At 70.1% G+C, this 25745-nt stretch carries 23 protein-coding genes, 2 pseudogenes and 1 riboswitch; of the genes and pseudogenes, 14 read left to right on the top strand and 11 right to left on the bottom strand.

Annotated features, from left to right (window positions below):
* Positions 1-168: 168 nt before the first annotated feature.
* Complete coding sequence (locus tag IJH84_RS04200; protein WP_295140392.1) at positions 169-792, bottom strand: TetR/AcrR family transcriptional regulator; 624 nt, start codon at positions 790-792, stop codon at positions 169-171.
* 190 nt (positions 793-982) lie between these two features.
* Here IJH84_RS04200 and IJH84_RS04195 point away from each other — a divergent pair, with 190 nt between their 5' ends.
* The 3 genes from IJH84_RS04195 to IJH84_RS04185 are packed head-to-tail and all read left to right on the top strand — an operon-like array spanning position 983 to position 2557.
* On the top strand, positions 983-1480 hold the full coding sequence (locus IJH84_RS04195; RefSeq protein WP_295140389.1) for a methylated-DNA--[protein]-cysteine S-methyltransferase: 498 nt from the start codon (positions 983-985) through the stop codon (positions 1478-1480).
* Positions 1481-1484: 4 nt separating this feature from the next.
* Positions 1485-1967, top strand: a complete 483-nt coding sequence (locus IJH84_RS04190) for a sigma-70 family RNA polymerase sigma factor (protein WP_295140386.1) — start codon at positions 1485-1487, stop codon at positions 1965-1967.
* Positions 1964-2557, top strand: coding sequence for a methylated-DNA--[protein]-cysteine S-methyltransferase (locus IJH84_RS04185; RefSeq protein WP_200069551.1), 594 nt, complete (start codon positions 1964-1966; stop codon positions 2555-2557). The genes IJH84_RS04190 and IJH84_RS04185 overlap by 4 nt, the downstream gene beginning before the upstream one ends.
* Here the strand turns inward: IJH84_RS04185 and IJH84_RS04180 are convergent.
* The gene (locus tag IJH84_RS04180) at positions 2491-2781 is read right to left on the bottom strand and encodes a DUF2277 domain-containing protein (RefSeq protein ID WP_200069550.1); all 291 of its coding nucleotides are present in this window, start codon (positions 2779-2781) and stop codon (positions 2491-2493) included. The two genes, IJH84_RS04185 and IJH84_RS04180, sit on opposite strands and share 67 nt — an antisense overlap.
* Before the next feature lie 197 nt (positions 2782-2978).
* On the opposite strand from IJH84_RS04180, the gene IJH84_RS04175 reads away from it, so the two are divergent.
* The gene (locus IJH84_RS04175) at positions 2979-4268 is read left to right on the top strand and encodes a HAMP domain-containing sensor histidine kinase (RefSeq protein ID WP_295140381.1); all 1290 of its coding nucleotides are present in this window, start codon (positions 2979-2981) and stop codon (positions 4266-4268) included.
* An 83-nt stretch (positions 4269-4351) separates the two neighbouring features.
* On the opposite strand, the gene IJH84_RS04170 is transcribed toward IJH84_RS04175, so the two are convergent.
* The gene (locus IJH84_RS04170; protein ID WP_295140378.1) at positions 4352-5383 is read right to left on the bottom strand and encodes a ferritin-like protein; all 1032 of its coding nucleotides are present in this window, start codon (positions 5381-5383) and stop codon (positions 4352-4354) included.
* Positions 5384-5991: 608 nt separating this feature from the next.
* Positions 5992-6351, bottom strand: coding sequence for a hypothetical protein (locus IJH84_RS04165; protein ID WP_295140404.1), 360 nt, complete (start codon positions 6349-6351; stop codon positions 5992-5994).
* A gap of 120 nt (positions 6352-6471) precedes the next feature.
* Here IJH84_RS04165 and IJH84_RS04160 point away from each other — a divergent pair, with 120 nt between their 5' ends.
* From IJH84_RS04160 to IJH84_RS04150, 3 genes are all read left to right on the top strand, one after another.
* A complete protein-coding gene (locus tag IJH84_RS04160; protein ID WP_200069547.1) occupies positions 6472-7320 on the top strand; it encodes a glycerophosphodiester phosphodiesterase family protein in 849 nt (282 codons plus the stop codon).
* Between the two features lie 112 nt (positions 7321-7432).
* Entirely contained in the window at positions 7433-8851 is a 1419-nt protein-coding gene (locus IJH84_RS04155; protein WP_295140374.1) for an MFS transporter, read from the top strand.
* Positions 8852-9301: 450 nt separating this feature from the next.
* The gene (locus IJH84_RS04150; RefSeq protein ID WP_200069545.1) at positions 9302-9646 is read left to right on the top strand and encodes an RNA polymerase-binding protein RbpA; all 345 of its coding nucleotides are present in this window, start codon (positions 9302-9304) and stop codon (positions 9644-9646) included.
* Between the two features lie 119 nt (positions 9647-9765).
* Here IJH84_RS04150 and IJH84_RS04145 read toward each other — a convergent pair whose 3' ends face one another.
* The 3 genes from IJH84_RS04145 to IJH84_RS04135 form a co-directional block, all read right to left on the bottom strand.
* Entirely contained in the window at positions 9766-10554 is a 789-nt protein-coding gene (locus tag IJH84_RS04145) for a polyprenol monophosphomannose synthase (RefSeq protein WP_295140370.1), read from the bottom strand.
* A 60-nt stretch (positions 10555-10614) separates the two neighbouring features.
* Positions 10615-12357 carry an apolipoprotein N-acyltransferase gene (gene lnt, locus IJH84_RS04140; protein ID WP_295140367.1) on the bottom strand — a complete coding sequence of 581 codons (1743 nt, stop codon included), beginning with the start codon at positions 12355-12357 and terminating at the stop codon, positions 10615-10617.
* 128 nt (positions 12358-12485) lie between these two features.
* Positions 12486-12959 carry a hypothetical protein gene (locus IJH84_RS04135; protein WP_295140365.1) on the bottom strand — a complete coding sequence of 158 codons (474 nt, stop codon included), beginning with the start codon at positions 12957-12959 and terminating at the stop codon, positions 12486-12488.
* 199 nt (positions 12960-13158) lie between these two features.
* Here IJH84_RS04135 and IJH84_RS04130 point away from each other — a divergent pair, with 199 nt between their 5' ends.
* Positions 13159-13584, top strand: a complete 426-nt coding sequence (locus tag IJH84_RS04130) for a MaoC family dehydratase (RefSeq protein ID WP_200069542.1) — start codon at positions 13159-13161, stop codon at positions 13582-13584.
* 183 nt (positions 13585-13767) lie between these two features.
* Here the strand turns inward: IJH84_RS04130 and IJH84_RS04125 are convergent.
* From IJH84_RS04125 to IJH84_RS04110, 4 genes and pseudogenes are all read right to left on the bottom strand, one after another.
* Positions 13768-13854, bottom strand: a pseudogene (locus tag IJH84_RS04125) (ferredoxin); the annotation flags it as partial.
* Entirely contained in the window at positions 13851-14537 is a 687-nt protein-coding gene (locus IJH84_RS04120; RefSeq protein WP_295140361.1) for a TetR/AcrR family transcriptional regulator, read from the bottom strand. The pseudogene IJH84_RS04125 and the gene IJH84_RS04120, both read right to left, overlap by 4 nt.
* Positions 14538-14539: 2 nt before the next feature.
* On the bottom strand, positions 14540-14728 hold the full coding sequence (locus IJH84_RS04115; protein ID WP_200069539.1) for a hypothetical protein: 189 nt from the start codon (positions 14726-14728) through the stop codon (positions 14540-14542).
* Between the two features lie 500 nt (positions 14729-15228).
* A complete protein-coding gene (locus IJH84_RS04110; RefSeq protein ID WP_295140355.1) occupies positions 15229-17481 on the bottom strand; it encodes a germacradienol/geosmin synthase in 2253 nt (750 codons plus the stop codon).
* A gap of 1484 nt (positions 17482-18965) precedes the next feature.
* Here IJH84_RS04110 and IJH84_RS04105 point away from each other — a divergent pair.
* From IJH84_RS04105 to IJH84_RS04080, 6 genes and pseudogenes are all read left to right on the top strand, one after another.
* Positions 18966-20360: a class I SAM-dependent methyltransferase gene (locus IJH84_RS04105; RefSeq protein ID WP_295140352.1), complete on the top strand. Its 1395-nt coding sequence runs from the start codon at positions 18966-18968 to the stop codon at positions 20358-20360.
* Positions 20361-20526: 166 nt separating this feature from the next.
* Positions 20527-20711, top strand: a riboswitch (cobalamin riboswitch).
* A gap of 156 nt (positions 20712-20867) precedes the next feature.
* Positions 20868-21710 carry a hypothetical protein gene (locus tag IJH84_RS04100; protein WP_295140350.1) on the top strand — a complete coding sequence of 281 codons (843 nt, stop codon included), beginning with the start codon at positions 20868-20870 and terminating at the stop codon, positions 21708-21710.
* Positions 21707-22813 carry a PLP-dependent cysteine synthase family protein gene (locus IJH84_RS04095; RefSeq protein WP_295140347.1) on the top strand — a complete coding sequence of 369 codons (1107 nt, stop codon included), beginning with the start codon at positions 21707-21709 and terminating at the stop codon, positions 22811-22813. The genes IJH84_RS04100 and IJH84_RS04095 overlap by 4 nt, the downstream gene beginning before the upstream one ends.
* Positions 22810-24060: an MFS transporter gene (locus tag IJH84_RS04090; protein ID WP_200069536.1), complete on the top strand. Its 1251-nt coding sequence runs from the start codon at positions 22810-22812 to the stop codon at positions 24058-24060. Before IJH84_RS04095 ends, IJH84_RS04090 begins: the two co-directional genes overlap by 4 nt.
* Before the next feature lie 146 nt (positions 24061-24206).
* A complete protein-coding gene (locus IJH84_RS04085; RefSeq protein ID WP_295140344.1) occupies positions 24207-25601 on the top strand; it encodes a selenium-binding protein SBP56-related protein in 1395 nt (464 codons plus the stop codon).
* Positions 25602-25620: 19 nt separating this feature from the next.
* Positions 25621-25745 (top strand): annotated as a pseudogene (locus tag IJH84_RS04080) (SAM-dependent methyltransferase); the annotation flags it as partial.

Below are 25745 nucleotides of genomic sequence, written 5' to 3'. Positions count from 1 at the left end.
GATCCGCCGCTGCGCCTGACCCCGAATCGGCGCGCACGCGGCCGCGACCGGCGCCGGAGACCCCGAACCGGCCGCCGACCCGCTTTCCCCTTGGGGGCGGAGGTGGGGGCCGGGAAATCCGGCCCCCACCTCCGGAATCCGACCTCGAGCTGTTGAAAATCGTTGCCGTCACTCGGGATTCTGCGGCCGCACCCGCAGCCCGTCGAACGCCACCGCGACCACCGCCTCCGCCAGCTCCTCACCGCCGGAGCCGCCCTGCGGCCGGTACCACTCGATCAACGAGTTCACCATGCCGAATAGCAGGCGGCTGGTGGTCGCCGGATCGAGCTCCGGGCGCAGCTCGCCGTCGTGCACCGCCTCCGCCACCAGGTCGGTGACGAGCTGGTCGAACTCGCGCCGCCGCGCCAGCGCCGTCCGCTCCACCTTGGTGTTGCCCCGCACGCGCAACAGCAGCGTGACGAACGGCAGCCGCTCGACCAGCACCAGCACGCTGCCGCGGACCAGGTGCTCAAGCCGCGTCAGCGCGCTGCCCGGCAGTTCGCGCGCCAGCGCGGCGGTGGCGAACAGCCCGTCCAGCGCCCGGTCCACGGCCAGCCGCAGCAGTTCCTCCTTGCTGGGCACGTGGTGGTAGATCGCGGATTTGCTGATGCCGAGCTTGCGGGAGAGGTCCTCCATGCTGGTCCCGTCGTACCCGCGTTCGTTGAACAGCTGCACCGCCACCGCCAGCAGGGACTCCAGGTCGTAGCCGGGCCTGCCGCGCTTGGCCGGGCGGGCTGGTGGTGCCGTCGTCATGGTCAGGAGTATTCCAGCCGGTCGTCGCCGTCCCCGGCGCCGTCGGCGGGCGCGGCCGCGCTGCGGACCGCCCAGCTCAGCGGTCAGCAGCCCGCAAGCCACACTGCGGTGGCCGGAACCGCCGCCCGGTCTCACGTTCCGGGCGCCCGAGACGTCTGCATAGTGGGTAAGCGACAGACAGGAGCCGACGATGAGCACCAAGCACACGCTGATCGACTCGCCGATGGGGGAGCTGCTGCTCGTCGCGGGCGACGACGGCCTCACGGCGCTGCACTACGCCGACGGCAGGCACGCCCCGGAAGAACTCGGCGAGCGCGGCACGACACTCGTGCTGGACGAGGCGCGCCGCCAGCTCGACGAATACTTCGCCAGAACGCGCACCGAGTTCGACCTGCCGCTGGCCCCGCGCGGCGAGCCGTTCCAGCTGAAGGTGTGGGAGCTGCTGCGGCAAATCCCGTACGGCGCGACCCGCAGCTACGGCGAGCTGGCCCGGATGCTCGGTGACGTGAACTACGCGCAAGCCGTGGGTGCGGCCAACGGCCGCAACCCGATATCGGTGATCGTGCCGTGCCACCGCGTGATCGGCGCGGACGGCACCCTCACCGGCTACGCGGGAGGACTGGAGCGCAAGCGCTACCTGCTGGCGTTGGAGGAACCGGCGCCTGCGGACGCGGGCAGGCTGTTCTGATCCGATGCGGCCGTTCGAGCAGGTGGTGAGCGAGCACGGCGCGGTCGTGCTGCGGGTGTGCCGAGCCGTCCTCGGCCCGGCCGACGCCGAGGACGCCTGGTCGGAGACGTTCCTCGCGGCGCTGCGGGCCTACCCGCGGCTGGACGCCGACGCCGACGTGCGCGCCTGGCTGGTCACGATCGCGCATCGCAAGGCCATCGACGCGCTGCGCGCGCGGGCACGGCGTCCGGTCAGCGTCGAGCACGTGCCGGAACGGCCAAGCACGCAAGGAATTCCGCGCGACCCCGACCCGGAGCTGTGGCACGCGCTGCGGGACCTGCCGGACCGGCAACGGCAGGCCGTCGCCTACCACCACCTGGCCGGGCTGCCCTACCGCGAGGTCGCCGCGATCATCGGCGGCAACGCGGACGCCGCCCGCCGCGCCGCCGCGGACGGCATCGCGAAGCTGCGCAGCAATTACCCGGTCGCGGAAGGAGAAGCGCTATGACCGCACCGTTCGCAACTCCGCCGGAGGTCCCGCAGCGGCTCCGCGCGCAGCTGGCCGCGCGAGCCGAGCGCGAAGGCGTCCTGGACATCGCCTACCGCACGCTGGACACCCCGGTCGGGCCGCTGCTGCTCGCCGCGACCGAGCAAGGACTGCTTCGGGTCGCCTACGCGAGTGAAGGCCATGCGGCGGTGCTCGAGTCGCTGGCCGAAACCGTGAGCCCGCGGGTGCTGTCCGCGCCGCAGCGGCTGGAGGCGGCCAGCGAGCAGCTCGACGAGTACTTCGCCGGACGGCGGCGCCGGTTCGAACTGCCGCTGGACCTGCGGCTGGCCAACGGTTTCCGGCGGGCGGTGCTCACCCACCTGCCGGAGATCGGTTACGGCGAGACGGCCAGCTACGCCCGGGTCGCCGCCGCAGCAGGCAGCCCCAAGGCGGTGCGCGCGGTCGGCACCGCCTGCGCGCGCAACCCGTTGCCGGTCGTCGTGCCGTGCCACCGGGTGGTGCGCTCGGACGGTTCGTTCGGCGGTTACCTCGGCGGGCCGGAGGCGAAGCGCTCGCTGCTGGCGTTGGAAGCGGGCTCGACCGGTTCCTGAGCGGGTCGGCTTCCGCGCGAACCGCGCACTTCGAGGCTTTCCAGCAGCTCGGCGGTGGCCGCGGTGATCGTCTCGACCGCTTTGTCGAACGCCGCCGCGTTGTGCGCGGCCGGTTTGCGGAACCCGGAGACCTTCCGGACGTATTGCAGCGCTGCCGCCTGCACGTCCTGCTCGGTCAGCTGCTCGACGAACGGCGGGCGGAGAGTTCTGATGCTTCGGCACATGCCCACATCGTCCCGCCGACGACCGACACCGGCGCGTGAACTCGTTGCCTTGCGCGAGCAACGTGCCGATCCGCCCACCCGGCGACACGCCACCGGCTGCCGCGGTGCGGGCGGAGGCTCCGGTAAGAAGGCCCCGAGCGTCGGGCCCCGGCGATCGAGCACCACGAGCGGGATGTCGCCCCGGGAGAGGCAGGACCGTGCGTAGACGCATCGTGACCCTCACGGTGCTGGCCGCAGTGCTGGCCACCGTGCTGTTCGGCCTTCCGCTGGCGGTGGGCGCCGAGCGGTACTTCGCCGAAGACGCGCGTGCCGAGCTGCAGCAGGCCGCCGAGTCCGCCGCGCTCTCCGCGGCCGACGAGCTGTTCGGGCACCAGCAGCCGCTGACGCTGCCCGACGCGGGCGAGCAGACCAGGGTCGCGCTGTACTCGCCGGACGGGCGCCTCCAGGTCGGGGAGGGGCCGGCGCTCGCAGACCGTGCGGTGCGCGCGGCCGCCGGCGACGGCCGGCTGATCAACGGCTCCGACGAGGATTCGCTGGTGGTGGCGGTACCGGTGGCCGACCGGGGCAAGGTGGTCGGAGTCGTGCGCGCGGTGACCTCCGATCGCGAAGTGCTGCTGCGCACGGTGCTGACCTGGTTGACCATGGCCGGCCTGGCGCTGTTCGCGGTGCTCGTGGCCTGGCTGGTTTCGCACGTCATCGCGGGCAAGTTGTCCCGGCCGCTGGAGGAGCTTTCCGGTGCCGCTCGACGGCTCGGCGACGGCGACTTCTCGGTTCGCCCGGCACCCGCCGGCGTGCCGGAGATCGACTCGGTCGCGACTTCGATGGGCACCACGGCGCAACGGCTGGGCCAGCTGGTCGCCCGCGAACGGGCCTTCTCCGCGAACGCCTCGCACCAGCTGCGCACGCCGCTGGCCGGGTTGCGGCTGCACCTGGAACTCGCGCTCGACGATCCCGAGCAGGACCCCGATGCCGCGCTGCGATCGAGCGTGGAAGCCGCCGACCGGCTGGAACGCACCATCGACGATCTGCTGTTGCTGGCCAGGGCCGGTGGTCCGGTGACCGCGCCTGCGGATGTGCCGGACCTGCTCGCCGAACTGCGCGAAGGCTGGAACGGGCTGCTGACCGCGCAGGGCAGGCGGCTCGAAGTGCACGCAGGCGGCACCGTCCGGCCGAACGCTTCGGTCGCGACGCTGCGGCAGGTGCTCACCGTCCTGCTGGACAACGCCACGACGCACGGTGCGGGCACCGTGACGATGACCGCGCGAGACGCCGACGGCGCGCTCGCCATCGACGTCGCCGACGAGGGCCGCGGCGTCCCGCCCGGCAGGGATCCGTTCGTGCAGCGCGGTGAGTCCTCGGGGCACGGCATCGGATTGGCCTTGGCGCGCGGGCTGGCGGAAGCCGCGGGCGGACGACTGCGGCTGAGCCGGGCGACGCCGCCGATGTTCACCTTGCTGCTGCCGGTGGCCGATGAGCAGCCAGGTTGATGCGTCCCGCGACCCCGAACGGCGCTACTCCGGAAGCGATCTCGCAGCAGCGGTCCGACACCTGAGCGCTGGCCCTTCCGCGTTCAGGAGACCGGTCGGAAATCCGGGCCGTAGGTGTAGGAACCGCCGCGGTAGGGCTGGTGCATCAACTCCTGCGCAGGCTGCTGGAGACGCCGCATCGCGGCGATGGCATCGGGCAGCGCCTGCTCGTTGCCGCTCCACGCCTGTTCGAGTTGGTCGAGGACCTCCGCGTAGGTGCGGCCGAACGCCCGCAGCGGCCGCTGCACCTCCTCCGGCAGTGGCTCCGGCCAGCCGCCGCCGGGCAGCGGGGCCATCGGGTACACGTCGACTTGCCACTCCGGGAACGGCACCTCGGCGCCCGCCCAAGCCCACTCGTCGCCCGGGCCGATCCGCACCAGCCGCCTGCCGTGCGCGAGTTCGCCGAACCGGTAGTAGTGCGCCAGCTCGTCGCCGTACAGGGGGTTGGTCGCGGTGCCCTCGCCTTCTTCCTTGACCTGTTCCAGCAGGTCGATCGCCAGCTCAGTGGTGTGCACGATCGGCAGTGCGTGCCCGCCGAAGGAGATCTCGCGCTGGTTCTCCGGCCGGAACGTTCCGGTGTAGTGCCGGAAGTTCTCGATGAGGGCCCCGTAGAACAGCCCGACCGTGTCGTAGTCGCGGGCGAGCGGGTCTTCGGGGCGTTCGATGCCCATGAAGACGTCGCCGACGGATCCCCTGGTCAGCCCCTGCAGATGCACCACCAAGCCCGGAACGATCCCGCGTGGCAGCGGCCCCGGGTAGGTCGGCGCCCGGCCGCGCAGCCGGGGCCGTCCGCCGACGGCGACCAGCAGGTTGTTCACCACCGCGAGGTGGAACATCTCGTCGAGTGCGATGTGCCGCAGCGTTTCCGCCGCCACCGCCGAGGACGGATCCTCCGGAGCCTTGATCGACCACAGGGCGCACAGGTAGGGCGGGATGGTGGACATTTCCAGCTCCACGGCGGCCTGCAATGCGCCGCGCAGCCATTCGTCGTTCCGTTCGGCGGTGGGCACGGCGAGCAGCTCGCTGATGGAGGAATCCGCGTAGGGCGGTGTCCCGGTGTCGGTACCAGTGGTCATCGGTGCTCGGACCTTTCGCGTAGTGCACCGCGCGCGGTTGCGGACCGAGAAGGACTGGTCCTCGGTGCCGCTTCCCGCGCAGTTCTTCCCAGTGCTGTCCGAATCGGCCGGTGAGCCGGTGGTGCTCGCCCGTCGCGGTACTGCTGCCCGGGAAGTTTCCGCGCCGCCGCTGCTCGGCGGTGAGTGCCTTTCGGCGGGTCGGTGGCGGGCCGACGGTTCGGTCAGTGCCTCCAGATTGGCCGCGACGATCATCCTCGCGCAAGGGCGAATACCGCAAAGAGTGGATCTTCGGATCGATGCGCACTCTGAGTGCTCATTCGTCCATGTCCGAGCAATTCGACAACCGGAAATGATGAGCGGTTCGTCGCACGTCCGTGGAGTCCGGATAATGCGTCGCGTTCGACGATTTCCGTCCCGAGCCACCTTGATGCGCAATTCAACAACGAACCTTCCGGCGGCGCATTTCGACCGTCACCGCGGATGTGGCGCCTTCGCCGGGTCGTCGCTGCGGCCACAGCGAGCAGGCACCGGCCGTGCGATCGAGCTGGTGCGCGAGATCAGCAGGCGAGCCGAGGGACACCGTGCTCGGTCCCGGATCCCGTTCCGCCTCAGCGGATCCGTTCGAGTTCGGTGGCCACCGCGACGACCTGCGCGGCCATCTTGCGAAGTTCCTCGGCATCCGCGCCGTCCTCCGCGGCGGTGCCCACGTCCTCGGCGGCGCAGCGCAACTGGAACAACCGGTCCTGCAGATCCGCGACCTCACCCGCCGAGAGCACCACCGCATCCTCCGGCAGACCGGTGCGCTGCACCGCCCCCCGGCGTTCGTAGGCCCGCTGGCGGCACGACTGCGTGCAGTACAACCGGGGCCTGCCCTGCCGTCCGGCCGAAGCGATCCGGCGGCCGCACCACGCGCAGTGCCGGTCTTGGCGTCCGGACGGACGCCGGGCGGATGGATCCTTCGCGGACAGGCTCTCCACGGCGCGTAACGGTAACCCCGCCGGATGGCGGTCGGTCCGATGCCACGCCGGTGCGGGTTCTCCGAGATCCACGTCGTCGGGCAGAGTGGGAGCGCTGCGATCGCCCGCCCCATGGTTCGTGAAAGGACTCGAGTCCCAGTGACCCACCCGTTCCTGCACGGTCCTTGGCCACGCGCTTTCGCGCACCGGGGCTGGCACCTCGGTGATCTGGACGGCATGGAGAACTCGCTGAGCGCGTTCCGCCGCGCCGTCGCCGAGGGCTACCGCTACATCGAGACGGACGTGCACGCCACCGCCGACGAGGTCGTGGTGATCTCGCACGACCCGAGCCTGGACCGCACCACCGACGGCCGCGGCACGATCCGCAGGCTGCCGTGGTCGGCGGTCGGCGCGGCCCGCGTGGGCGGTCGCGAGCCGGTGGCGCGGCTGGACGACGTGCTGGAGGAGTTGCCCGAGGCGCTGCTCAACGTCGACGTCAAGCACGACTCCGCGGTGCGTCCGGTGCTGGAGGTGCTGCGGCGGCACGACGCCTGGAACCGCGTGTGCCTGGCCGCGTTCGACGACCGCCGGTTGCGCGAGCTGCGGCGGCTCGGTGATGAGCGGCTGCTTACCTCGATGGGGCAGCGCACCGCCGCGACGTTGTGGAGCGCTTCGCGCTACGGCGGCTGGGGGCTGCGATCGAGGGTCGCCGGATGGGCCGCGCAGGTGCCGCCGCGACACGGCTCGCTGCGAGTGGTGGACCCGCGGTTCGTGCGGCTGGCGCACCGCTGGGGACTGGAGGTGCACGCTTGGACGGTCGACGAGCCCGCGCGGATGCGCGAACTGCTGGATCTCGGCGTCGACGGCCTGGTCACCGACCGGCCGGAGCTGCTGCGGGAGGTGCTGCGCGAACGTCTCGGCGCCGACTGGGACGCGAGCGCCTCGACCAGGCAGCCGCGCTCCGCTCCGGATCAGCCGTGACCTGCTGCGACGCCGTGCGCTGATCATGACCGGCGCACCGCGGGCCGAGCCTGATCGGCGGCCGATACAGTCCCCGTTACCCCCAAACGAGTGAGCACTTGGACGGAGAGGCATGAGCGTGCTGGGCGGTCTCGCGCCGGACACCGCGGGCCGGCGCCGCGAGCAGCGGGGATGGTGCTGGTACGACTGGGCCAACTCGGTGTTCCCGACGTCGGTGACCACGGTGTTCCTCTCGCTGTACCTGACGGGCGTGGCAACCGAGTCCGCTACCGCCGACCTCGCCCGCAACGGCCCCGGTGCGTGCCCCGGCGGCAACTCGCTGGTGCACTGCGACGTCTCGGTGCTGGGGCTGGTGTTCCCGGCAGGTTCGCTGTGGGGCTACCTGCTGTCGGCGGCCACCGTCGTGCAGGTCCTGGTGCTGCCGATCACCGGCGCCATCGCCGACCGCACCCGCGGCAAGCGCACCATGCTCGCCGGTTTCGCCTTCGGCGGGGCGTTGGCGACCTCCCTGCTCGGGCTGGTCGGCAGCTCGAACTGGCGGCTGGGCATCGTGCTGTTCATCGCCGTGAACATCTGCTTCGGCGCCTCGGTGGTCGTCTACTACTCGTTCCTGCCGCAGATCGCGAGCACCGAGGAGCGCGACCGGGTCTCCTCGCGCGGCTGGGCGTTCGGCTACCTCGGGGGTGGCTGCGCGCTCGCCCTGCACCTGCTGCTCTACCTCGGGCACGACGCGATCGGGCTCAGCGAGAGCGCGGCGGTTCGGTGGATCTTCGTCTCCGCCGGTGTCTGGTGGGCGGTGTTCACCCTGCTGCCGCTGGCCGCGCTGCGCGGCCAGCCGGTGCACGGCAACGACGAGCCGACCGGCGATGAGCGCGGCGTCGCGGTGATCACCGCCGGGTTCCGGCAGCTGGCCGGGACGTTGCGCCAGGCGCGGGCGTTCCCGCTCACGCTGGCGTTCCTCGGCTCCAACATGATCTACACCGACGGCATCGCCACGGTCACCCAGGTCTCGGCCCAGTACGGTGATCTCGAGTTGCGGCTGCCGCAGGAGTCGCTGATCATCACTTTCCTGATCGTGCAGTTCATCGCGTTCGTCGGCGGCGTCCTGCACGGCGTGCTGGCGAGTCGGATCGGGGCGAAGAAGACCATCCTGGTGAGCCTGGTGGTGTGGATCGTCGTGCTGGCCGCGGCCTACTTCGTGCAGTCCGGTCAGCAGTTCCAGTTCTACGGGCTGGCGGTCGGCATCGGTCTCGTGCTCGGCGGCACCAACGCGCTGTCGCGCTCGCTGTTCAGCCAGATGGTGCCGGAGGGCAAGGAGGCCGAGTATTTCTCCCTCTACGAGGTCGGTGAGCGGTCCACGTCCTGGCTCGGCCCGCTGGTCTTCGCCGGCGTCGGCCAGGCCACCGGCTCGTTCCGGCTGGCGATCGTCTCGTTGGTGGTGTTCTTCGCGGTCGGGCTCGTGCTGGTGTCGCTGGTGCCGGTGCGCCGGGCCATCGAGGCGGTCGGCAACACGGCTCCGGAACGGTTGTGAACCGCCCCTGAACTACTCGTCAGGTTCCGCCATGTCGGTGATGCGCTCGGTTATCGTCATCGGCAACATCGGAATATGCCAGTACGGAGTGTCGCGAGCTCACTGCCGAGGGGGTGGCTACATAACGTGATCGAGGTGGCGGGGCTCGTGTCGGAGCGGCACGTGATCTCGCCCCCAATCCCTGCTACAGAGTGCTGGTTAAGTTGCCCTAAGTGATAGCTGCTCTGGCACTATCACCCGTTCAGATCGACCTCTAGGTTGCGCGAGGGATAACACGTCGCGAACGCGGCCCGATGGATCTCTAGAGGGGACGATCTCGTTGACGAGTGAATAACGTCACCGACCGCGACATGGATCCCTGCGCCGGGAACAGGCAGCGGGACGTCCGTCGTTGCACTCGGTGAGCACAACCCGTCCGGACCTGCGCCGGGCCGAAGGAAAGGAACCGTCATGGCCGATCGCGTTCTGCGTGGCAGCCGGCTCGGAGCGGTCAGCTACGAGACCGACCGCAATCACGACCTCGCACCGCGCCGGACGGTGCGCTATGCCTGCTCCAAGGACCACGAGTTCGAGGTGCCGTTCTCCGACGACGCCGAGATCCCGCCGACTTGGGAGTGCCGCCTGCACGGCACCGAGTCGAAGATCATCGATGGTTCGGAGCCCGAGCAGAAGAAGGCCAAACCGCCGCGCACCCACTGGGACATGTTGCTGGAGCGCCGCAGCATTCCGGAACTGGAAGAACTGCTCAACGAGCGGCTGGAAGTGCTGCGGGGTCGGCGCAGCCACTCCGCCTGAGTAGCACTAGCTGCGCCCGCGATGCCGCGGGCGAGCACATCGAGCGCCTGGGTCAAGCCCCGTGCGGGGGTGCCCAGGCGTTTTCGTGTGCTGTGCGGTCCGCGCCGCGGTGGCACCGATCAGCGTTGCGGGTTGAACAGCTCGTAGAGCTGGGCGGCACGGCGGCGCACGCCCCAGCGGGTCACCCGGAGCAGGGCTTCGCGCACGATGTCGCCGCTCATCTTGGAGTCGCCGAATTCGCGGTCGCTGAAGGTGATCGGAACTTCCACGATGACGTACCCGGCTTCCACGGCGCGCAGCGTCAGGTCGACCTGGAAGCAATAGCCCTGCGAGGCGACGTCCTCCAGCGGAAGCGCGGCCAGCACGTCCCTGCGGTAGACGCGGAAGCCGGCGGTGCTGTCGTTGACCGGCACGCCCAGCGCGTGCTTCGAGTAGATGTTCGCGCCACGCGAGAGCCACTGGCGTTGCCAGGTCCAATTCAGCACGCGCCCCCCGGTGACGTAGCGGGAGCCGATCACCACGTCGGCGCCCGCCCCGTCCGCACCGAGCATCGCCAGCAGCCTGGGCAGGTCCTCCGGGGCGTGTGAGCCATCCGCGTCCATCTCCACCACGGCCGCGTAGTCGCGGTCCAGCGCCCAGTGGAAACCGGCGACGTAGGCGGCGCCGAGGCCGGACTTTCCCGCGCGGTGCAGCACGTGCACCCGCTCGTCGGAGGCCGAGAGTCGTTCGGCGAGGTCGCCGGTGCCGTCGGGGCTGCCGTCATCGACGACCAGTACGTGCGCCGTTGGCAGTGCCGCGTGCAGGCGCTGCACGATCGGCTCCAGGTTTTCCCGCTCGTTGTACGTGGGGACAACCACGAGGGTCGTGCCGGGCACTCCCTTCCCATCCGGGGCGTGCCGGTTCGTCATCCGCTCCTCCTCGAGGTCACGCGCGTCCCCCAGGGACCGCTCGCGTGACCGGTGTGCCAGTCAGTTCTCGTCGTCGCCGCGGCCGGGCCGCGCAATGTCACCGCGGCCGGGCCGCGCAATGTCACTGCGGCTGGGCCGCGGATCGTCACTGTGGTCGGGCGGCGCATCGTCACTGCGGCCGGGCTGCGCCTCGTCGTCGCCGCTGGGGTGCGCATCGTCACCGCCGGGCTGCGCGTTGGCGCTGCGGCGGCGACGCAGGCCGGTGGCTACCAGCGCACCCGCTCCGAGCAGGGACAGAACCCACCCGGGGGCGCCGCCGAGCGAGGTCGCCATGGTGCGCTCGGTGCGCAACGGCACCTCGCCGCTGACGTTCTGCGCGGTGAACTGGCCGGTCCGGTCGGCGATCACGCCGTCGGGCCGGATGATCGCGCTGACGCCGCTGGTCGCCGGAACCACTACGGCCCGCCCGGTCTCCACCGCGCGCAACCGGGACATGGCCAGGTGGTGCCAGCTCATCTCGGAATGCCCGTACCAGGCGTTGTTCGTCGGAACCGCCAGCAGCGTGGCGCCCTGCCGTGCCGCTCCGGTGAACACGTCGTCGTAAGCCACGTCGTAGCACAGCCCCACGCCGAGCCGGACCGGTCCGGAATCCAGCACGCCCGGCCCGGCACCGGGGACCATGTCCTGCTGGAAGCGATCCACGAACGGGCTGACCAGGCGGGCCACCGAGCGCATCGGGATGGTCTCGGCGAACGGGACGAGGTGCTGCTTGGCGTACTCCGCGCCCGCGCCGCTGCCCGGGTCGAACTGCACGATGCGGTTGCGGAACGAGCCGTCCCGATCCACCGCGAACCCGCCGGCGACGACGGGCACGCCCAGCTGGTCGGTGATCTGGCTCAGCTCGGGGTCGTAGCGGGTAGGTCCCCAGTTGCCGACCTGTTCCGGCAGCAGCACGAGATCGGGGCGGGCGACGCGCCCGGTCTGCACGTCGGCGATGAGCTGCCGGGCACCACGGATGTGGTTGTCGTGCAGCGTGTCGTCGGCGTAGAGCAGATCCAGGCCGATGTTCGGCGCGTTGCCCTGCACCAGCGCCACTCGCGCCGTCCCGGCCTGCGGCTGGGTGCCGACCGTCGGCCACAGCGACATGCCGGCGATCACCGGCACGAGCACGGCTGCCGCGGGGGCGATGAGCCGCTTGCGCGTGTCTCGTGCCCGCAGCACCAGCTCGGCCAGTCCGCAGCCGACGAGCGCGACCGCGAACGTCACCAGCGCCGCTCCGCCTACCGAGGCCAGTGGCAGAAGCCCACCGGTGGGCTGGGTGAACGCGAGCCGTCCCCACGGGAATCCACCGAACGGCAAGCTGCCGCGCAGGGACTCGGCCAGCACGAACACCGCCGCCATCCACACCGCCGAACCCGGCAGCCTGCTCACCAGCGCCATCCCGGCACCGGCTAGTCCGAAGAACGCGGCTTCCACCAGGACCACGCCCAGCCACGGCCACGGGCCGAACTGGGCACCGAGGAAGTCCTGGATCCAGCCCAGCAGCGGCAGCATGTAGGCGGCGCCGAACAGCACCCCGTGGCCGAACCCGGCGCGGCCGCGGCGACCGTGCACCGTCCCGGCGAACAGCGCGAACGCCAGCGGGGCCAGCCACCAGAGGTCTCGCGGCGGGTTCGCGGCGTAGAGGGCGATGCCGGAAGCGACCGAAACCCCCGTCCGCACCCAGCCTGCGGCGCCCGGAATGCGGAGTCGGCGGGAGTGCCCCTCGTCGCGGGTCTGCGAGGTCACCGTGGGGGCACTCACCCGATCAACTCTCTCGGTGCTGCGGCCGGCGGAACCGGTGGTCGGACTGTCGCGATGCGCGGCGCCGCCGGGCGCCCGCACCTGTCAAATGTACGCCGCGGCACGCTCCGCCCCGGTCGGCCGGTCACTCACCCACCTGCCGGTTCGCCGGTGACGCGCTTGAGCACGGTCGTCGCGCGGGCGCGCCCCGGCCAGAGCACGACGCGGTAGGCGTCCTCGTCGAACGCTGCGAACCCTTCGCTGTAGACGCGGACGCGGTAGGTACCGGCGGGCAGGTCGAACCGCGCCGCACCGCACTGGCTCTCCGAACCGCCGAGTACCAGGATCCGCCCGCTGTCGACGTCCACGCTGGTTTCCGCGACGTGATCCCAGCCGTCGAGGTCGTCGGCGGGGGCGTGCGCGCTGATCTCCACCACGACCGGCACCCGCCGGCGGCGCGCGGTCCCCACGCTGACCACCCCGTCGCGGCTGGAGATCCGGTCCCGTTGCAGGTCGTTCGCGGTGTCGTCGATACCCGCCAAGTCATAGCCCGCGTGCGAGTCGCGTACCTCGAAGCTGTTGTGACCGGCGAAAAGCGCGATCCGACGCAGATTCCCGTTCAAGTCCACTTCCGGTCCCCCAGTCTCGATCTCGGCGGTGTCGATCGTGCCCCCGGCGCAGTTCTAGCAGCCATGATCGGCACCGGTGCGGGATTACACCGGGTCGCGCGACGTGCTCGCCCGAACATGACCCGTATGCGCCACCGCAAGGACTACCGGGCAGGGTTCCGGGGTGAACGAGTGACGATCGGGAGGAACGGCGATGGGTTCAAGCTGGCCGCAGGGGGCGCCCGAGGTGGGCGCCAGCGCAGAGCTCTCGCGGGAGGTCACCGACCGCGATATCGAACGGTTCACCGAAATCAGCGGGGATCGCAATCCGCTGCACTACGACGAGCAGGCCGCGGCGGCCACCAGGTTCGGCGGCATCGTGGTGCAGGGCGGGGTGACCAGCGCGATCCTCAACGCGGTCGTGGCCGAAGAACTGCCCGGCCCCGGATCGGTGTTCCTGAACACCCGCTTCGACTTCCAGGCACCGGTGCGTCCCGGAGACCGGATCACCGGCCGGGTCGAGATCACCGAAGTCCGCGAGGACAAGCCGATCACGCACCTGGACGTGTCGGTCACCCGCGACGACGGAACGGTGGCACTGAGCGGCACCGCCGTCTGCTACACGATGCCGATGTCCTGAGCTCGGCTGCACGCTGATGCTTTCAGCCGGGTCGGGTCAGCGGCTGCGGGCCGCTGCCGTGCGTGCGGTGAGCGCACCGGCCGCCCGTTAACCGTGCGCCTCGATGGCGCCGCAGGGCGGACGTCGGCCGCTTCGCGCACGATTCGTGCTGTTCTTCGACGGGCTCGGGGCGAGCAGCGTGACGTCGTCTCGCTGATCGAACCCCTCGGGCGTGAGCAGCACGCATTGTCCGGATCCGCAGGACTTGCGCTCGTCTGCGGTGACTTTCACGCGTGCTCTCCGTCGCCGGCCCGGGAAGTCGCGGACCGGGGTGCGCTGACCGGAGCCAGCCACAATCCGGTGATCGCATCGATCAACCCGGTCGCCGCCTCGTACCAGGTGGCGCGGGGAGTGGTGGTGCCCTCGTCGAGCGCGCGCTCGCGTTCGGCAGGGATGTGCACCATCAGCTGCCGGACCATGTCGAACCGCTCCGCCCGCACGTCCGCGGGCATGTCGGGCAGGCAGCGGTTCAGCCCCGCGAGGGCCCGGTGTAGCGACGGTGCGCCGAGCGACTCCTCGACCATGATCGAACGGAAGCCCGGATCGGTCATCACCTGCGCGCAGAACCGGGAGTACCAGGCGGGCACGTCCAGGTCGGCGAGGTGTTCGGTGGTCGGGCGGACCATGCAGGCCACCCAGTCCCGGACTTCGGTGGACTCGCCCACCGACTCGACCAGGCCCAGCCGCCGCTGTTCGATGTCGTCGTTGTGCCTGCGCACGATCGCGCGCACCAGGTCCGTCTTGGTGCCGAAGTGGTAGCCCACCGCGGCGTTGTTGCCCTGCCCGGCCGCCTCGCTGACCTGGCGATTGGAAACCGCGAACAGGCCGTGTTCGGCGAACAGCCGCTCGGCCGCGGACAGGATCCGCTCCCTGGTCGCGTCGGCGCGTTCGGCACGGGCGGTCTTGCGGGTCATGGTCACCACCGAATCGGTACTTCCTGCGATCCGCCGCCGGCAGGTCGATCGTGGCCCGCCGCCGGCAACTCCAACGATGGCAGCCGCCGCGGCGGCGCCTTGCGCGCCATCTGCGGCTCGACCACCGCTCGGTCCGGGCAGGAGTGCGCGGCGGTCGCGAACTTCGGCGCGCCTTCGGCATCCGAGCTCACGACGACTCCTCCGGAGACGACTGGGGTGACCAGTTAACTCGTACCGATGTCGATAAGTCAAACGACTGATTTAATGCAATTCGGGCGTCGCCGCCAGGGCCGTGAGCGAGCGTTTCCCGCACGCGCGCGTACGGACGCGCGCGTACGGACACAGTCTCCCGATGAGGCTGGTGAGCGGGCGCGAAAGGACGCCGCAGCAATCGGCACGTCGTGGTGCTGGGAGAGCGCACTGTCTTGATGACGTCTTCGTGCTCCCGGGCCCGGTCGCGACGGGTGCGCGCCGATCGCCGCACGACCGGGCCCGGTTCAACGTCCGCAGTCGGGTTCGGCAAAGACCGCCGAGATCACTTCGCAGAGCGGGTCGGGAAAATCGCGAAGATCAACGGCCGATGCCGGTACTTCTGATCAACCTCCGATGGCTGGTCGATGTGTCCGGTCCGATGAGAGAGCGGGAAGTCCGGTCGCGACGCTGTGGTTCGACGACGACGCGGAGCGGCTCGTCAGCCCGCAGCGGTGCCGAGTTCGGCGGCGATTCGCGCTGCCGAGGTGCCCAGTCCGGTGGGCCCGCCGAGCACCGTGGCTGCGGCGACCGGTGCCGCTGCCGGCTGGTGCCGCAAAGCTGATTCCACATACCGATGACACCCGGCGTGCCATACGAGGATCCCGGACATCCAGTTCTGCAGCTCTTCGACGTAGCCCAGCAGGGCATCCCGCGCGTCCTGGTCGAGTTCGTGCTGCTCGAACAACGTCGGCAATTCCTCGGCCACCACGTGCTGGAACTGGCTCATCCGGGCGTTCATCAGATCCACGACGACGCCCACCGCACGCTCCCGATCGCAGTCCAGGAAGTTCTGCACCACCAGAATCCCGTTGTGCAGTTCGCCTTCGAACTCGATCTCCTTCTGGAAGGAGAACACGTCGTTGAGCAGGCAGGCGTAGTCGGCGGCCGAGTTCTCGATGGCCTGGATCGTGCGTGTCCGGTAGATCTCCGGTGGCACGGCCCACCCGTGCGAAATCCGGCAGAGGCTCATCGTGAGGTCCGAGCCGAAGGTCCGGCGGCGCATCTCGACGTAGTCGACCGGGTCCGGAATTCGGTTCTGCAGCTGGTTGCCGAGTTCCCAGAGCCAGCTGTCGATCATCACCTCGATGGCCCGGCGGAACGTGCGGCGGGCCGCCAGATCCATCTCGGCCGTGGTGCGCACCCACAGATCGCTCAGGGCTCGTTCCAGAGCATTGGCGGGCAGCGGGGGAGGGGTGTCGTCCACCGGCATGAACGACCGCAACCGCTCGGTGCAGGCTTTCGCGCCTGCGAAGTCGCCAGTGCGCCCGAAGATCACCGGGTAGTAGTCGTCGCCGTAGGTGCCCCAGCTCAGCCAGTCGGTGCTGAGGTCCAGTTCCTCGGCCGCGCCGTCCGGGTGGATGCCGGAGGCGCACAACGACAGATCGAAGTCGCGTATCATGCGCTCGTCCCACACCACCCCGTCCAACATGCCCATGCGGTGCGCCCACTCGACGGTGTGCTCGCGGGAGTGCTCCCGGTTGGGATTCGAGCGCGCGGTGAACGGCATGTGCATGTTCTGCGGTGGTGTCGGGCCGACTCGCTCGTAGGGCACGTGCTGGAAGCTGCGCGCCCGCTGCGGCGCCGTCTGCGCCAGGGACACCGCGATCCGTGCCGCCGAGGTTCCCAGTCCGGTCGGCCCGCCCAGGACCTGCCCGTCAGCCGTGGGGTCGGTACCAGGCACCGGGTCCTCGCGGGTGTCCTCGTTCATGTAGCGGCTGGAGCGCATGTGCCATTCGTGTCCGCCGGATTGCCAGTCCTGCAGCCCTTTGACGTAGGCGAACACCCCGGCGCGGGAACCCGGATCGACGGCGTGCTCCTCGAACAGCGCGGGCACCTCGGTGAACGCGGTGTGCTCGAACTGGTGCAGCCGGGACGTGAGCAGGTCGTTGACCGCGTCCGCGGCCTGCTGCGTCGAGCAGTCCAGGAATCGCTCGAAGACCAGCACGCCGTTGGACAGCTCGCCTTCGTCGAGCACTTCCCGCTCGTAGGAGAACAGGTCGTTGCGCAGGTGCACCGCGTCGGCGAAGGTGTCGCGCAGGACCTCCATCGGCCGGGTCGCGGCGATCTCGGCAGGCACCTCCGCGTTCACCGCGTGCTCGACCAGGTTCGCCGACCACGGGGCGCCGCCGACCTTGCGCCGCATTTCGACGTATTCGATCGGGTTGGACAGCCGGTCCCGGCTGATGTTGGCCAGTTCCCACAGCGACTCGTCGAGCAGGTTGCGGGTGCTCTCGGCGAACCGGCGCCGCCAGTCCGCGGAGCGGGCCGGGACGGTGCGGCTCCACAGGTCCGCGAGGCCGAGTTCCACGGGGTTGCGCGGTTCTTCGGTGATCGCGCCGTCCACCGGCATGAACAGGGCAAGCCGATCGAGGTGCTCGCGGGCCGCCGCGATGTCCGGGGTCCGCTTGTACAGCTCCAGGAAGTGGTCGTCGAAGTAGAAGACCCACACGTACCAGTCGGTGACCAGGTCGAGCGCTTCGCCGTCGGCGTCCGGGTGGGTGTAGGCGCACAGCAGCGCGTAGTCGTGCGAGTCGAAGTCCTGCTCGTCCCAGATCGGGACGCCCTGCTGCGGGACGTCGATCATGTCCATCTCGTATGCCCAGGTCTTGCTGTGCCGCCGGGCGCGCTGCAGGTGCGGGTTCAGCCTCGCCGGATGAGCCATGTAGAACTCGGGCAGCTGGAACGGTTGCACGTGCGCACCTGTCCTTCCTCCGCCGCACCGGGCGGTTTCGACCTGCCGGTCGGTTCGGTTCGGGTTCGGCCCAGGCGAGGGGTCCGTTCGACGGTGTCCCGGCTGGGTCGTAGGTCGGCGTGGGTGGTCGTGCCCCTGCGGGGCGCAGCTTGGAGATGATCTCGCGTCAGGCAGGCAACCAGAACTCGATCGGGTGGCCAAGAGCTCCGCGGGAGGTGCACTCGAACGGGAGGTCCGCGGTCGCTCGCATGGAGCAGCGGCCGCTGTCGCAGCGTGTTCCGTGCGGTGGTCGACCGCTGCGGCTACAGGGCTGAATGGGTGTGCTCCTCGCGGTGGCCCTGGGCTGCTCCGGGCGGCAGGGATCGACAGCCGCATCGCTGCGCCCGCTCCTCGGAGGTCCGGCGACCGTCTTGCGCCGGCTCGAAGCTCCTGGCGGTACCGGCGACGTGCCGGGGCTTCCCCCAACGTGATCGAGCGGAAGCTGCAGTCGGCTCCGGATCGTCGGCGAAGGCGAGCCCAGGCGGTCGGGATCGTGCCGATCCCGGAAAGTCCGGGCCGGTGCGTGCGGCTGGTTCGGGGCGTGCGCATGTCCGCTTCTCCTGTCGGCGTCCTCTGTCCACGATGGACAATGAATCCGGTGCCGCATCGGCGGAGACGTCGCGCGGACGATCGGCCGGTGGTGGCCCGGAAGGAGGTCGCGGCAGGCGGTGCGTGCTGGAGCGAAGGCCCTGTCGCCCGGATGTTCCTCAACTCTTGTGTGCACCACGCACATCGCGGAATCTCGTTGTGCCGCAACGGATTGTCCGGAGATGAACTCCACGAACAGCCGAAGAGGCGGATGTTCCCGAAGGATGCGATGCCGTGGTGATCGCTCGAGATCCATGTTGGCAGCGTCGTGGGTGGATGGGCAAGCAAGATCGTGGAGAGCACTCCAACGAGGGATGCTCGATTCCTGAGCCCAATTCGTCGATCCGCAAACCATGACCGTCCGTGATCTCGCTTCCTCGACGGATCGCTCAAGGCGGGTAGGGAGAATTACGCGTTCGGATGTCGCCGCGGCCGGGCTCGCTGATCCATGATGGAGCGTGGGCAGACCGCCGCGGGACTGCCTCGTTCCCCCGGAGCCGGCCGCGTCGGCCCGCCGGAACACCACTGGCCCGGCCGCGGTGCTCGCGTAAGGCATCCGCAGCACCGGACGTACCGGGCCGGTGGGCCGGGACCGTGCGATTCGTCGACGACCGGACCTCGGAGTGCTCGCCGTCGCGCACCATCCCTGTCCGGATCCCTTGCACGGCAACGGAAATCCTCATCGACCGACCTGGGCGACGACGCCCGGCGGTTCGCCCTCCGCGGACGGTGCGGTACCGGCGCGTCCGGCGCAGTGCGTCCAGCAGCGCAGCTGAGAGCACCGAATCGCACCGCGCCGCAACGAAATCCACGCGATGCCAAGGCGGCACCGGCGACAGCAGGAAGGAGTCGAGGCGATGCGCACGGGCGAGCAACGGGACGAGGCACTGCTACCGATGCAACGAGGCGGCCGCCGGCTTTGCGGCTTGCGCGCCGCGCTGACCGACGACGACCCGACGCGGGCCGATCCCGCGTTCGCCCGGCTCGTCCGGGAACTGTTCGACCCTGCCTCGGCGGGGCCGGTGGACGTGGTCGGGCTGACCGGAGTGATCACCGGACGGCCGCATCCCAACCGCGCGCGGGTGGCCTTGCTGCTCGGGTTGCTCGCCGGCGAGGACCGCGCCCGCCCGCACTTCGCCGAGCAGGTGCGCGATGCCGTCCGCGGGGATTTGGAAGCGCACCTTTCGGTGCTGTTGTCGGCCGAAACCGAGCCGGCCCTGCGCGCCGCACTGCTTCATCTGCTCGCGCACCTTCCGGAGGAACGAAGCCGCATCCTGCCCGCCGTCTGCCGGTGCGCGGACGAGGAGGACATCAGCAGGGTGCGCCGGTGCCTGACCGCGCCGAGACCGGGCGAGCCGGGCTCGGTGGCCGGGCTGGGCCGCGCGTGGCCGTCGCCGGTGCACTGGCGTCCCGCTCCCGAGCGGCCTCCGGAACGTCCGCGCGGACCCGCGGAGCTGACCGAACTGTGGCGATCGGAAACTATGGCGCTGCTCGCGTACTTGGGGGCGCGGGCCGAACACGAGATCCACCACGCGGTGGGATGGCCGGACCTCGCCGGTTTTTCGGTGCCGCTGCCCGAGACCGACGTCCGTTGCGCTTACCGCGAGTTGCTGGAGCACGACCCGATAGTGGCCGAGCACTACGAGGACGTCGTCCGACCCGCGGTGCGGAACCTGCTGGGCGGCAACTGGGAAGACTTGGTGACCACTCGGGACGAAGACGCTTACCTGCGGCGCAACCTGCGGGCCGCGCCCGGTCCGGTGCTCGATCTGGCGTGTGGCACCGGCCGCTGGACGCGGGTGCTGGCCGAGCAGTTCGGCCCGAACCGGGTGGTCGGACTGGACCTATCCCGGGTCGCGCTCGATGCGGCCGGATCGGCGGTACCGGGCGCGCGGTTCACCGAGGGAGATGCCAGGGCGCTGCCGTTCCCGGACGGCTACCTGGGCGCGGTGAACTGTTCGGACGCGCTGCACCTGCTGCCGGACGTCGAGCAGGTCGTCGCCGAGGTCGCACGCTGCTTGCACCCGGCGGGGACGTTCACGGTGAGCAGTTTCCGATGGGCGCAGCGTCCGTTCCAGCGGTGGTTGCAACGGCGGCACGAGCAGGTTTTCGGGATCCGCTCGTTCGATCCCGCACGGCTTTCCGCGGTGCTGACCGCGGCCGGGCTGGACATCGTGGATTCCAGCGGTCCCGGATCGTTCCTGTTCCTGACCGCCCGCAGGAGGCGTGATCCGAACAGGCCGTTGCGCTGATCCCGGTGTGGCGCACCCGTGGCGGTTCCGCCGCCACGGTGCTCGCCACCTCGCAGGCACATCCGCAACGCGCTGGTCAGCGCGTTCTGCACGCGTCGTTGAAAATCGCTGCCGGAAAGTCCGGTGCGTGATCGTGCGCACCACGGGCCTTGACAGCGCACCCGTGTGCTGCGAACTTCTCAGGCGTTCAGACGACGGTGCGTAGGAAGCCGGTGCGAGTCCGGCGCGGTCCCGCCACTGTGAGTGGGGAGCCGGTCTCCACCGACGCCACCGCCGGACTTCCGGTGGGAAGGCCGGAGACGCGGCGCTGATCCACGAGCCAGGACACTGGCGCCGTCGTGCGAGATTCGCTCGGGGTCGCGGAGCCCCGGAGGAGGTTTTCAGGTGCTCCTGCTCGGTGCAGCGTGCCGGTTCAGCGCTTTTCCCACCGATCACCGCGTGCGGTCTCGCGAATTCAGCTCGTCCTGAGCTGATCCGGCCATTTCCTTTTGCAGCCCGGGGAGACACGTGCCTGCTGCCGTCACGCCGAACACCTCATTCCTGGACGCAGTGGTCCAGCGCGCCCTCGACGGCGAGTTCGCCGTCGCCGCCGGAACGGACCCGTCCGAGGCGCACGCCGCCGTCGGGTTCCTGACCGTGCAGGCGGCCAAGCACACCGGCCGCAGCACGGGCTACGTCAACACCGTGGTCAGCGTCCGGGTGGGCGCCGCGGTGGGATCTTGCGCCGTCGAGCCGGGAGCGGTCGATGAGAAGGTCGTCCAGGACGCCGTGGGGCGCAGCGTCCGCGAATTGCTGGCGCACCCGGAACCTGCCGTCCGCGTGGCCGCGCTGGACGCTTACTTGGCATTCGCCGCGCCGCACGCGACGGATCCGCGTGCGCGTCAAGTCGTGGTTCCCGCTGGGAGTTCGCTGGAGAAGTCGATGGCGCGCGCTCGCGCCGTCGCCGCGCTGACCCGGGTTCCGGACGGTGGCCGGGTCGCGGTCATCGGCGTGGTGAATTCGTTGCTCTCGGCGTTGCGGGAACGCGGTATCGACTACGTGCCCTGCGATCTCAAAGGCGGCCGGACCGAATGGGGCGAACCGGTCGTGGACGACTACGCGCGGGCGGTGGCGGACGCCGATGCCGTGGTCGCATCCGGAATGGTGCTGGGCAATGGGACTTTCGACGACATAGCCGATCGCTGCCTGCGCCGGAACCTGCCGCTGACGATGTTCGCGCAGACCGGAGCGGCCGTGCTGCGCGAACTGCTCGGCGCTCCGGTGCAGGCGTTGTCGGCGGAGCCGTATCCGTTCTTCTGGCTCACCGGTGATTCCAGCACGCTCTACAGCTACGAGGTGGGGCGGACGTGACCGTGACGGGAGCTCCGGTGGCCCCGAGGTGCGAGTCCGCGATCGATCTCATCGGCAACACGCCGATGCTTCGGGTGCGCACACCGATTTCGTTCGCACACCCGGGTTTTTGGGCGAAGCTGGAGGGAACGGCGCCCGGCGGCATGAAGGCCAGGGCGGCGCGCTCGATGCTTGCGGGCGCACGCAGTCGCGGCGAGCTGGCGCCTGGCGGCACCGTGGTCGAGTCCACGAGCGGCACGCTCGGCATCGGGCTGGCTTGCGTCGGCTCGGCCATGGGGCACCCGGTCGTGATCGTGGCCGACGACGAACTCGACGACATGACTCGCGCGTTGCTGCGCGCCCACGGCGTCCGGTTGGAGCTGGTGCGCGAGCCACATCCGCGCGGCGGCTGGCAGCGCGCCCGGCTGGACCGGGTGCGGGAGCTGATGCGCACGTTGCCTGATCCGTACTGGCCGGACCAGTACAACAACCCGGACAACGTCACCGGCTACCACGAGCTCGGCCATGAGCTGCTGGATCAGCTCGGTGACGTGGACGCGGTGGTGTGCAGCGTCGGCACCGGCGGGCACAGCGCCGGAATCGCGCAGGTGCTGCGCACGCACCGACCGGACGCACGGGTCGTCGGGGTGGATGCGGCCGGTTCCACGGTCTTCGGCGACCCCGCCGCGAAACGGCTGATGCGCGGGCTGGGCAGCAGCATCCACCCGGACAACGTCGACTACGGCGTGTTCGACGAGGTGCATTGGGTGGGCGCCGCGGAGGCGGTGCACGGCTGCCGCACGCTGGCCGCGGACGCGTTCGTGACCGGTGGCTGGAGCACCGGCGCGGTCGCGCTGGTGGCGTCCTGGTGTGCGCGGGAGCTGGATTCCGACCGGGTCGCGGCGGTGTTCCCGGATGGTCCGCACCGCTACTGGCACACGATTTACGACGATGATTTCCGCGCCGAGCACGGGTTGACCGGCTCGGCGGTGGCACCGCAGGACGTGGACTCGTCCGATGTGGACGGTCCGGTTGGATGGAGGAGGTCGCACCGAGTGGTGGATCCGTGGACCCGGCGAGCGGCACGGTCGGAGTGCCCGGTCTGCGGGCAGGAGCGGTCATGAACAGGGCCGCGTTCGCCAGGTTGTCCCCGGCGGCGAAGCTGCTGGTGATCAACCAGTTCGGCATCAACGTCGGCTTCTACATGCTGATGCCGTTCCTGGCCTCGTACATGAGCGACCGGCTCGGTTACGGCGCCGCGGTGGTCGGGCTGGTGCTCGGCGTCCGCAACCTCAGCCAGCAGGGCATGTTCCTGCTCGGCGGCACGGCGGCGGACCGGCTGGGCTGCCGTCCGATGATCATCGCGGGTTGTGCGCTGCGGATCGTCTCGTTCGGCCTGTTCGCGGTGTTCACCTCGCTGCCCGGGTTGTTCGCGGCGGCGATCCTGACCGGGCTGGCCGGTGCGCTGTTCAACCCGGCGGTGCGCACCTACCTGATGCACGAGTCGGGTGAGCGCCGCGCCGAGGTCTTCGCCGTGTTCAACGTGTTCCAGCACGCGGGCACGCTGGTCGGGCCGCTGCTGGGCGCGTTGTTGCTGACGGTGGACTTCCGGCTGATCGCGCTCGTGGCGTGCGTGGCGTTCGCGGTGCTGACCGCGGCGCAGCTGTTCGTGCTGCCGCACCGGGAGGTCGAGAAGCAGCAGCAGAGCGTGCTCGGCAGCTGGCGCGAGGTCGTGCTCAACCGCCGGTTCGTGGCGTTCACGCTGTCGCTGTCGGCGTACTTCGCGCTCTACAACCAGCTGTACCTGACCTTGCCGCTGGAGGCGCAGCGCGTTTCCGGGTTCTCGCAGTCGGTCGCGGTGGTGTTCGGGATCTCCACGCTGATCGGCGTGTTCGGGCAGGTGCGGATCACCGAGTGGTGCCGCGGGCGGTGGAGTTCGGGCCGCTCGATCGTCATCGGTTTGTGCTGCATGGGCGGCTCTTTCGTGCCGGTTTCGCTGGCTGCGCCGATGCTGCCGGAGCACGCCGGGCCGGTGGTGGCGTTCGTGCCGGTCGTGGTGGCCACCGTGTTGTTCACGGTCGGTCAGGCGATGACGAACCCGTTCGCGATGGAACTGCTGCCGCAGTTGGGCAGCGAGCGGCTGACCGGTACCTACTACGGCTTTTACTACCTGGTCTCCAGCTTGGCCGCGGCCGGCGTGAGCTGGATGGCCGGAGCGCTGCTCGACGAGTTCGCCGCACCGGCGGGACGGTGGGTGCCGTGGCTGGCGTTGCTGCTGGTCGGTTTGGCGGGCGCCGCAGGCACCGCCGTGATGGAGCGTCGTGGGTCGCTCGCACCGGCTCGGAGCGAGGAACAGCCCGCTACGACCTGAGTCCCCTTGACGACCTGAGCACTGCTACGACCTGAGCACTGCGCTGCTCGGCGGACGTGCGCGGCCGATGATCGGCCGAACCGGTTCGCGTCCGCCGGGCAGCGGGTGTATGCCCGGAACGGAACCCAATATCAGGGAGGCCGGGCATGACCGATCCGACGTTCTACCGCAGTCCCGCCGAAGCCATCGCGGCGCCGAGCGAACAGCTCGCCTACGTCGCGGCGTTCGACCGTTCCGGGCAGCGGCCCGACGCGATGACGGTCGTCGACGTGAACCCGGACTCCGCCGGGTACGGCCGCGTCGTCGGTTGGACCGACATGCCGGGCAAGGGCGACGAGCTGCACCACTTCGGCTGGAACGCGTGCAGCAGCGCCCTCAAGCACGAGGGCCACGACATGGACGGGTTGTCCAGGCGGTACCTGATCGTGCCGGGCTTGCGGTCTTCGCAGCTGCACGTGCTGGACACCGCCGGTGATCCGCGCAGTCCCGTCTTGACCAAGACGGTCTCCGCCGCCGAACTGGCCGCGAAAGCCGGTTATTCCCGTCCGCACACGCTGCACTGCGGTCCGGACGGGGTGTTCATGACCTGTCTCGGCGGTTCCAACGGCTCGGACGGTCCGGGCGGCATCGCGCTGCTCGATCACGACACGTTCGACGTGCTGCGCAATTGGGAGACCGATCGGGGACCGCAGCACTTCGCATATGACGCCTGGTGGCACCTCAACCGGAACACCCTAGTCAGCAGCGAGTGGGGCACGCCCTCGATGATCGAGGACGGGCTCGTGCCGGAGCAGTTGCTCGGACACCAGTACGGTCACGCACTGCACTTCTGGAACCTGCGCACTGGCGAGCACGAGCAGCGGGTCGATCTCGGCGAGCAGCACCAGATGGTGCTGGAGCTGCGGCCCTCGCACGATCCCGAGGCGGAGTGGGGCTTCGCCGGAGTCGTGATCAGCACCGAGGACCTGTCCGCCTCGGTGTGGCGGTGGTACCGCGAAGGCGGGCAGTGGACCGCGGACAAGGTCATCACGGTGCCGGCCGAACCGGCCGATGCGGATCTGCTGCCGCCCGCGCTGAAACCGTTCGGCGCGGTGCCGCCGATGATCACCGACATCGACCTGTCCGTGGACGACCGGTTCCTCTACGTCTCCTGCTGGGGGACCGGGGAGCTCAAGCAGTTCGACGTCACCGACCCCGCGCTGCCGCGGGAGACCGGTTCGGTGCACCTGGGCGGGATCGTGGGCCGCCGTCCGCACCCTGCCGCACCTGCTTCGCCGCTTTCCGGCGGTCCGCAGATGGTCGAGATCAGCCGCGACGGGCGGCGCGTTTACCTGACGAACTCGCTCTACGGTGCTTGGGACGACCAGTTCTATCCCGACGGCGTCGGTGCTTGGATGGCCAAGCTGGACGCCGACCCGGCCGGTGGACTCACGGTGGACGAGTCGTTCTTCCCGCACGGCGAGGATTTCCGCGGCCTGCGGGTGCACCAGGTCCGCCTGCAAGGCGGCGACGCTTCTTCGGACTCGTACTGTTACCGCTGACGCTGGGACGATCGTCGGCGTGTCTTGCTCATTCGAGGAGTTGGTGGCCGAGGCCGAAGCTTCGCCGGTCGACGGCTGGGATTTCCGCTGGCTCGACGGGCGGGCCACCGAGCAGCGCCCTTCGTGGGGATATCAGCGCTCGAT

The sequence above is a fragment of the Saccharopolyspora sp. genome, assembly GCF_017434145.1.
Classification (GTDB): domain Bacteria; phylum Actinomycetota; class Actinomycetes; order Mycobacteriales; family Pseudonocardiaceae; genus Saccharopolyspora_C; species Saccharopolyspora_C galaxeae.
The sequence above is the reverse complement of the archived record's forward strand: the minus strand, read 5'-3'. Positions and strand labels throughout refer to the sequence as shown.

What these genes read in the sequence shown, in the direction of transcription:
- IJH84_RS04200 (WP_295140392.1), bottom strand. Translation starts at nt 792, where the DNA reads ATGACGACGGCACCACCAGCCCGCCCGGCCAAGCGCGGCAGGCCCGGC.
- IJH84_RS04195 (WP_295140389.1), top strand. Translation starts at nt 983, where the DNA reads ATGAGCACCAAGCACACGCTGATCGACTCGCCGATGGGGGAGCTGCTG.
- IJH84_RS04190 (WP_295140386.1), top strand. Translation starts at nt 1,485, where the DNA reads ATGCGGCCGTTCGAGCAGGTGGTGAGCGAGCACGGCGCGGTCGTGCTG.
- IJH84_RS04185 (WP_200069551.1), top strand. Translation starts at nt 1,964, where the DNA reads ATGACCGCACCGTTCGCAACTCCGCCGGAGGTCCCGCAGCGGCTCCGC.
- IJH84_RS04180 (WP_200069550.1), bottom strand. Translation starts at nt 2,781, where the DNA reads ATGTGCCGAAGCATCAGAACTCTCCGCCCGCCGTTCGTCGAGCAGCTG.
- IJH84_RS04170 (WP_295140378.1), bottom strand. Translation starts at nt 5,383, where the DNA reads ATGACCACTGGTACCGACACCGGGACACCGCCCTACGCGGATTCCTCC.
- IJH84_RS04160 (WP_200069547.1), top strand. Translation starts at nt 6,472, where the DNA reads ATGGTTCGTGAAAGGACTCGAGTCCCAGTGACCCACCCGTTCCTGCAC.
- IJH84_RS04155 (WP_295140374.1), top strand. Translation starts at nt 7,433, where the DNA reads ATGAGCGTGCTGGGCGGTCTCGCGCCGGACACCGCGGGCCGGCGCCGC.
- IJH84_RS04150 (WP_200069545.1), top strand. Translation starts at nt 9,302, where the DNA reads ATGGCCGATCGCGTTCTGCGTGGCAGCCGGCTCGGAGCGGTCAGCTAC.
- IJH84_RS04145 (WP_295140370.1), bottom strand. Translation starts at nt 10,554, where the DNA reads ATGACGAACCGGCACGCCCCGGATGGGAAGGGAGTGCCCGGCACGACC.
- IJH84_RS04130 (WP_200069542.1), top strand. Translation starts at nt 13,159, where the DNA reads ATGGGTTCAAGCTGGCCGCAGGGGGCGCCCGAGGTGGGCGCCAGCGCA.
- IJH84_RS04120 (WP_295140361.1), bottom strand. Translation starts at nt 14,537, where the DNA reads ATGACCCGCAAGACCGCCCGTGCCGAACGCGCCGACGCGACCAGGGAG.
- IJH84_RS04105 (WP_295140352.1), top strand. Translation starts at nt 18,966, where the DNA reads ATGCGCACGGGCGAGCAACGGGACGAGGCACTGCTACCGATGCAACGA.
- IJH84_RS04090 (WP_200069536.1), top strand. Translation starts at nt 22,810, where the DNA reads ATGAACAGGGCCGCGTTCGCCAGGTTGTCCCCGGCGGCGAAGCTGCTG.
- IJH84_RS04085 (WP_295140344.1), top strand. Translation starts at nt 24,207, where the DNA reads ATGACCGATCCGACGTTCTACCGCAGTCCCGCCGAAGCCATCGCGGCG.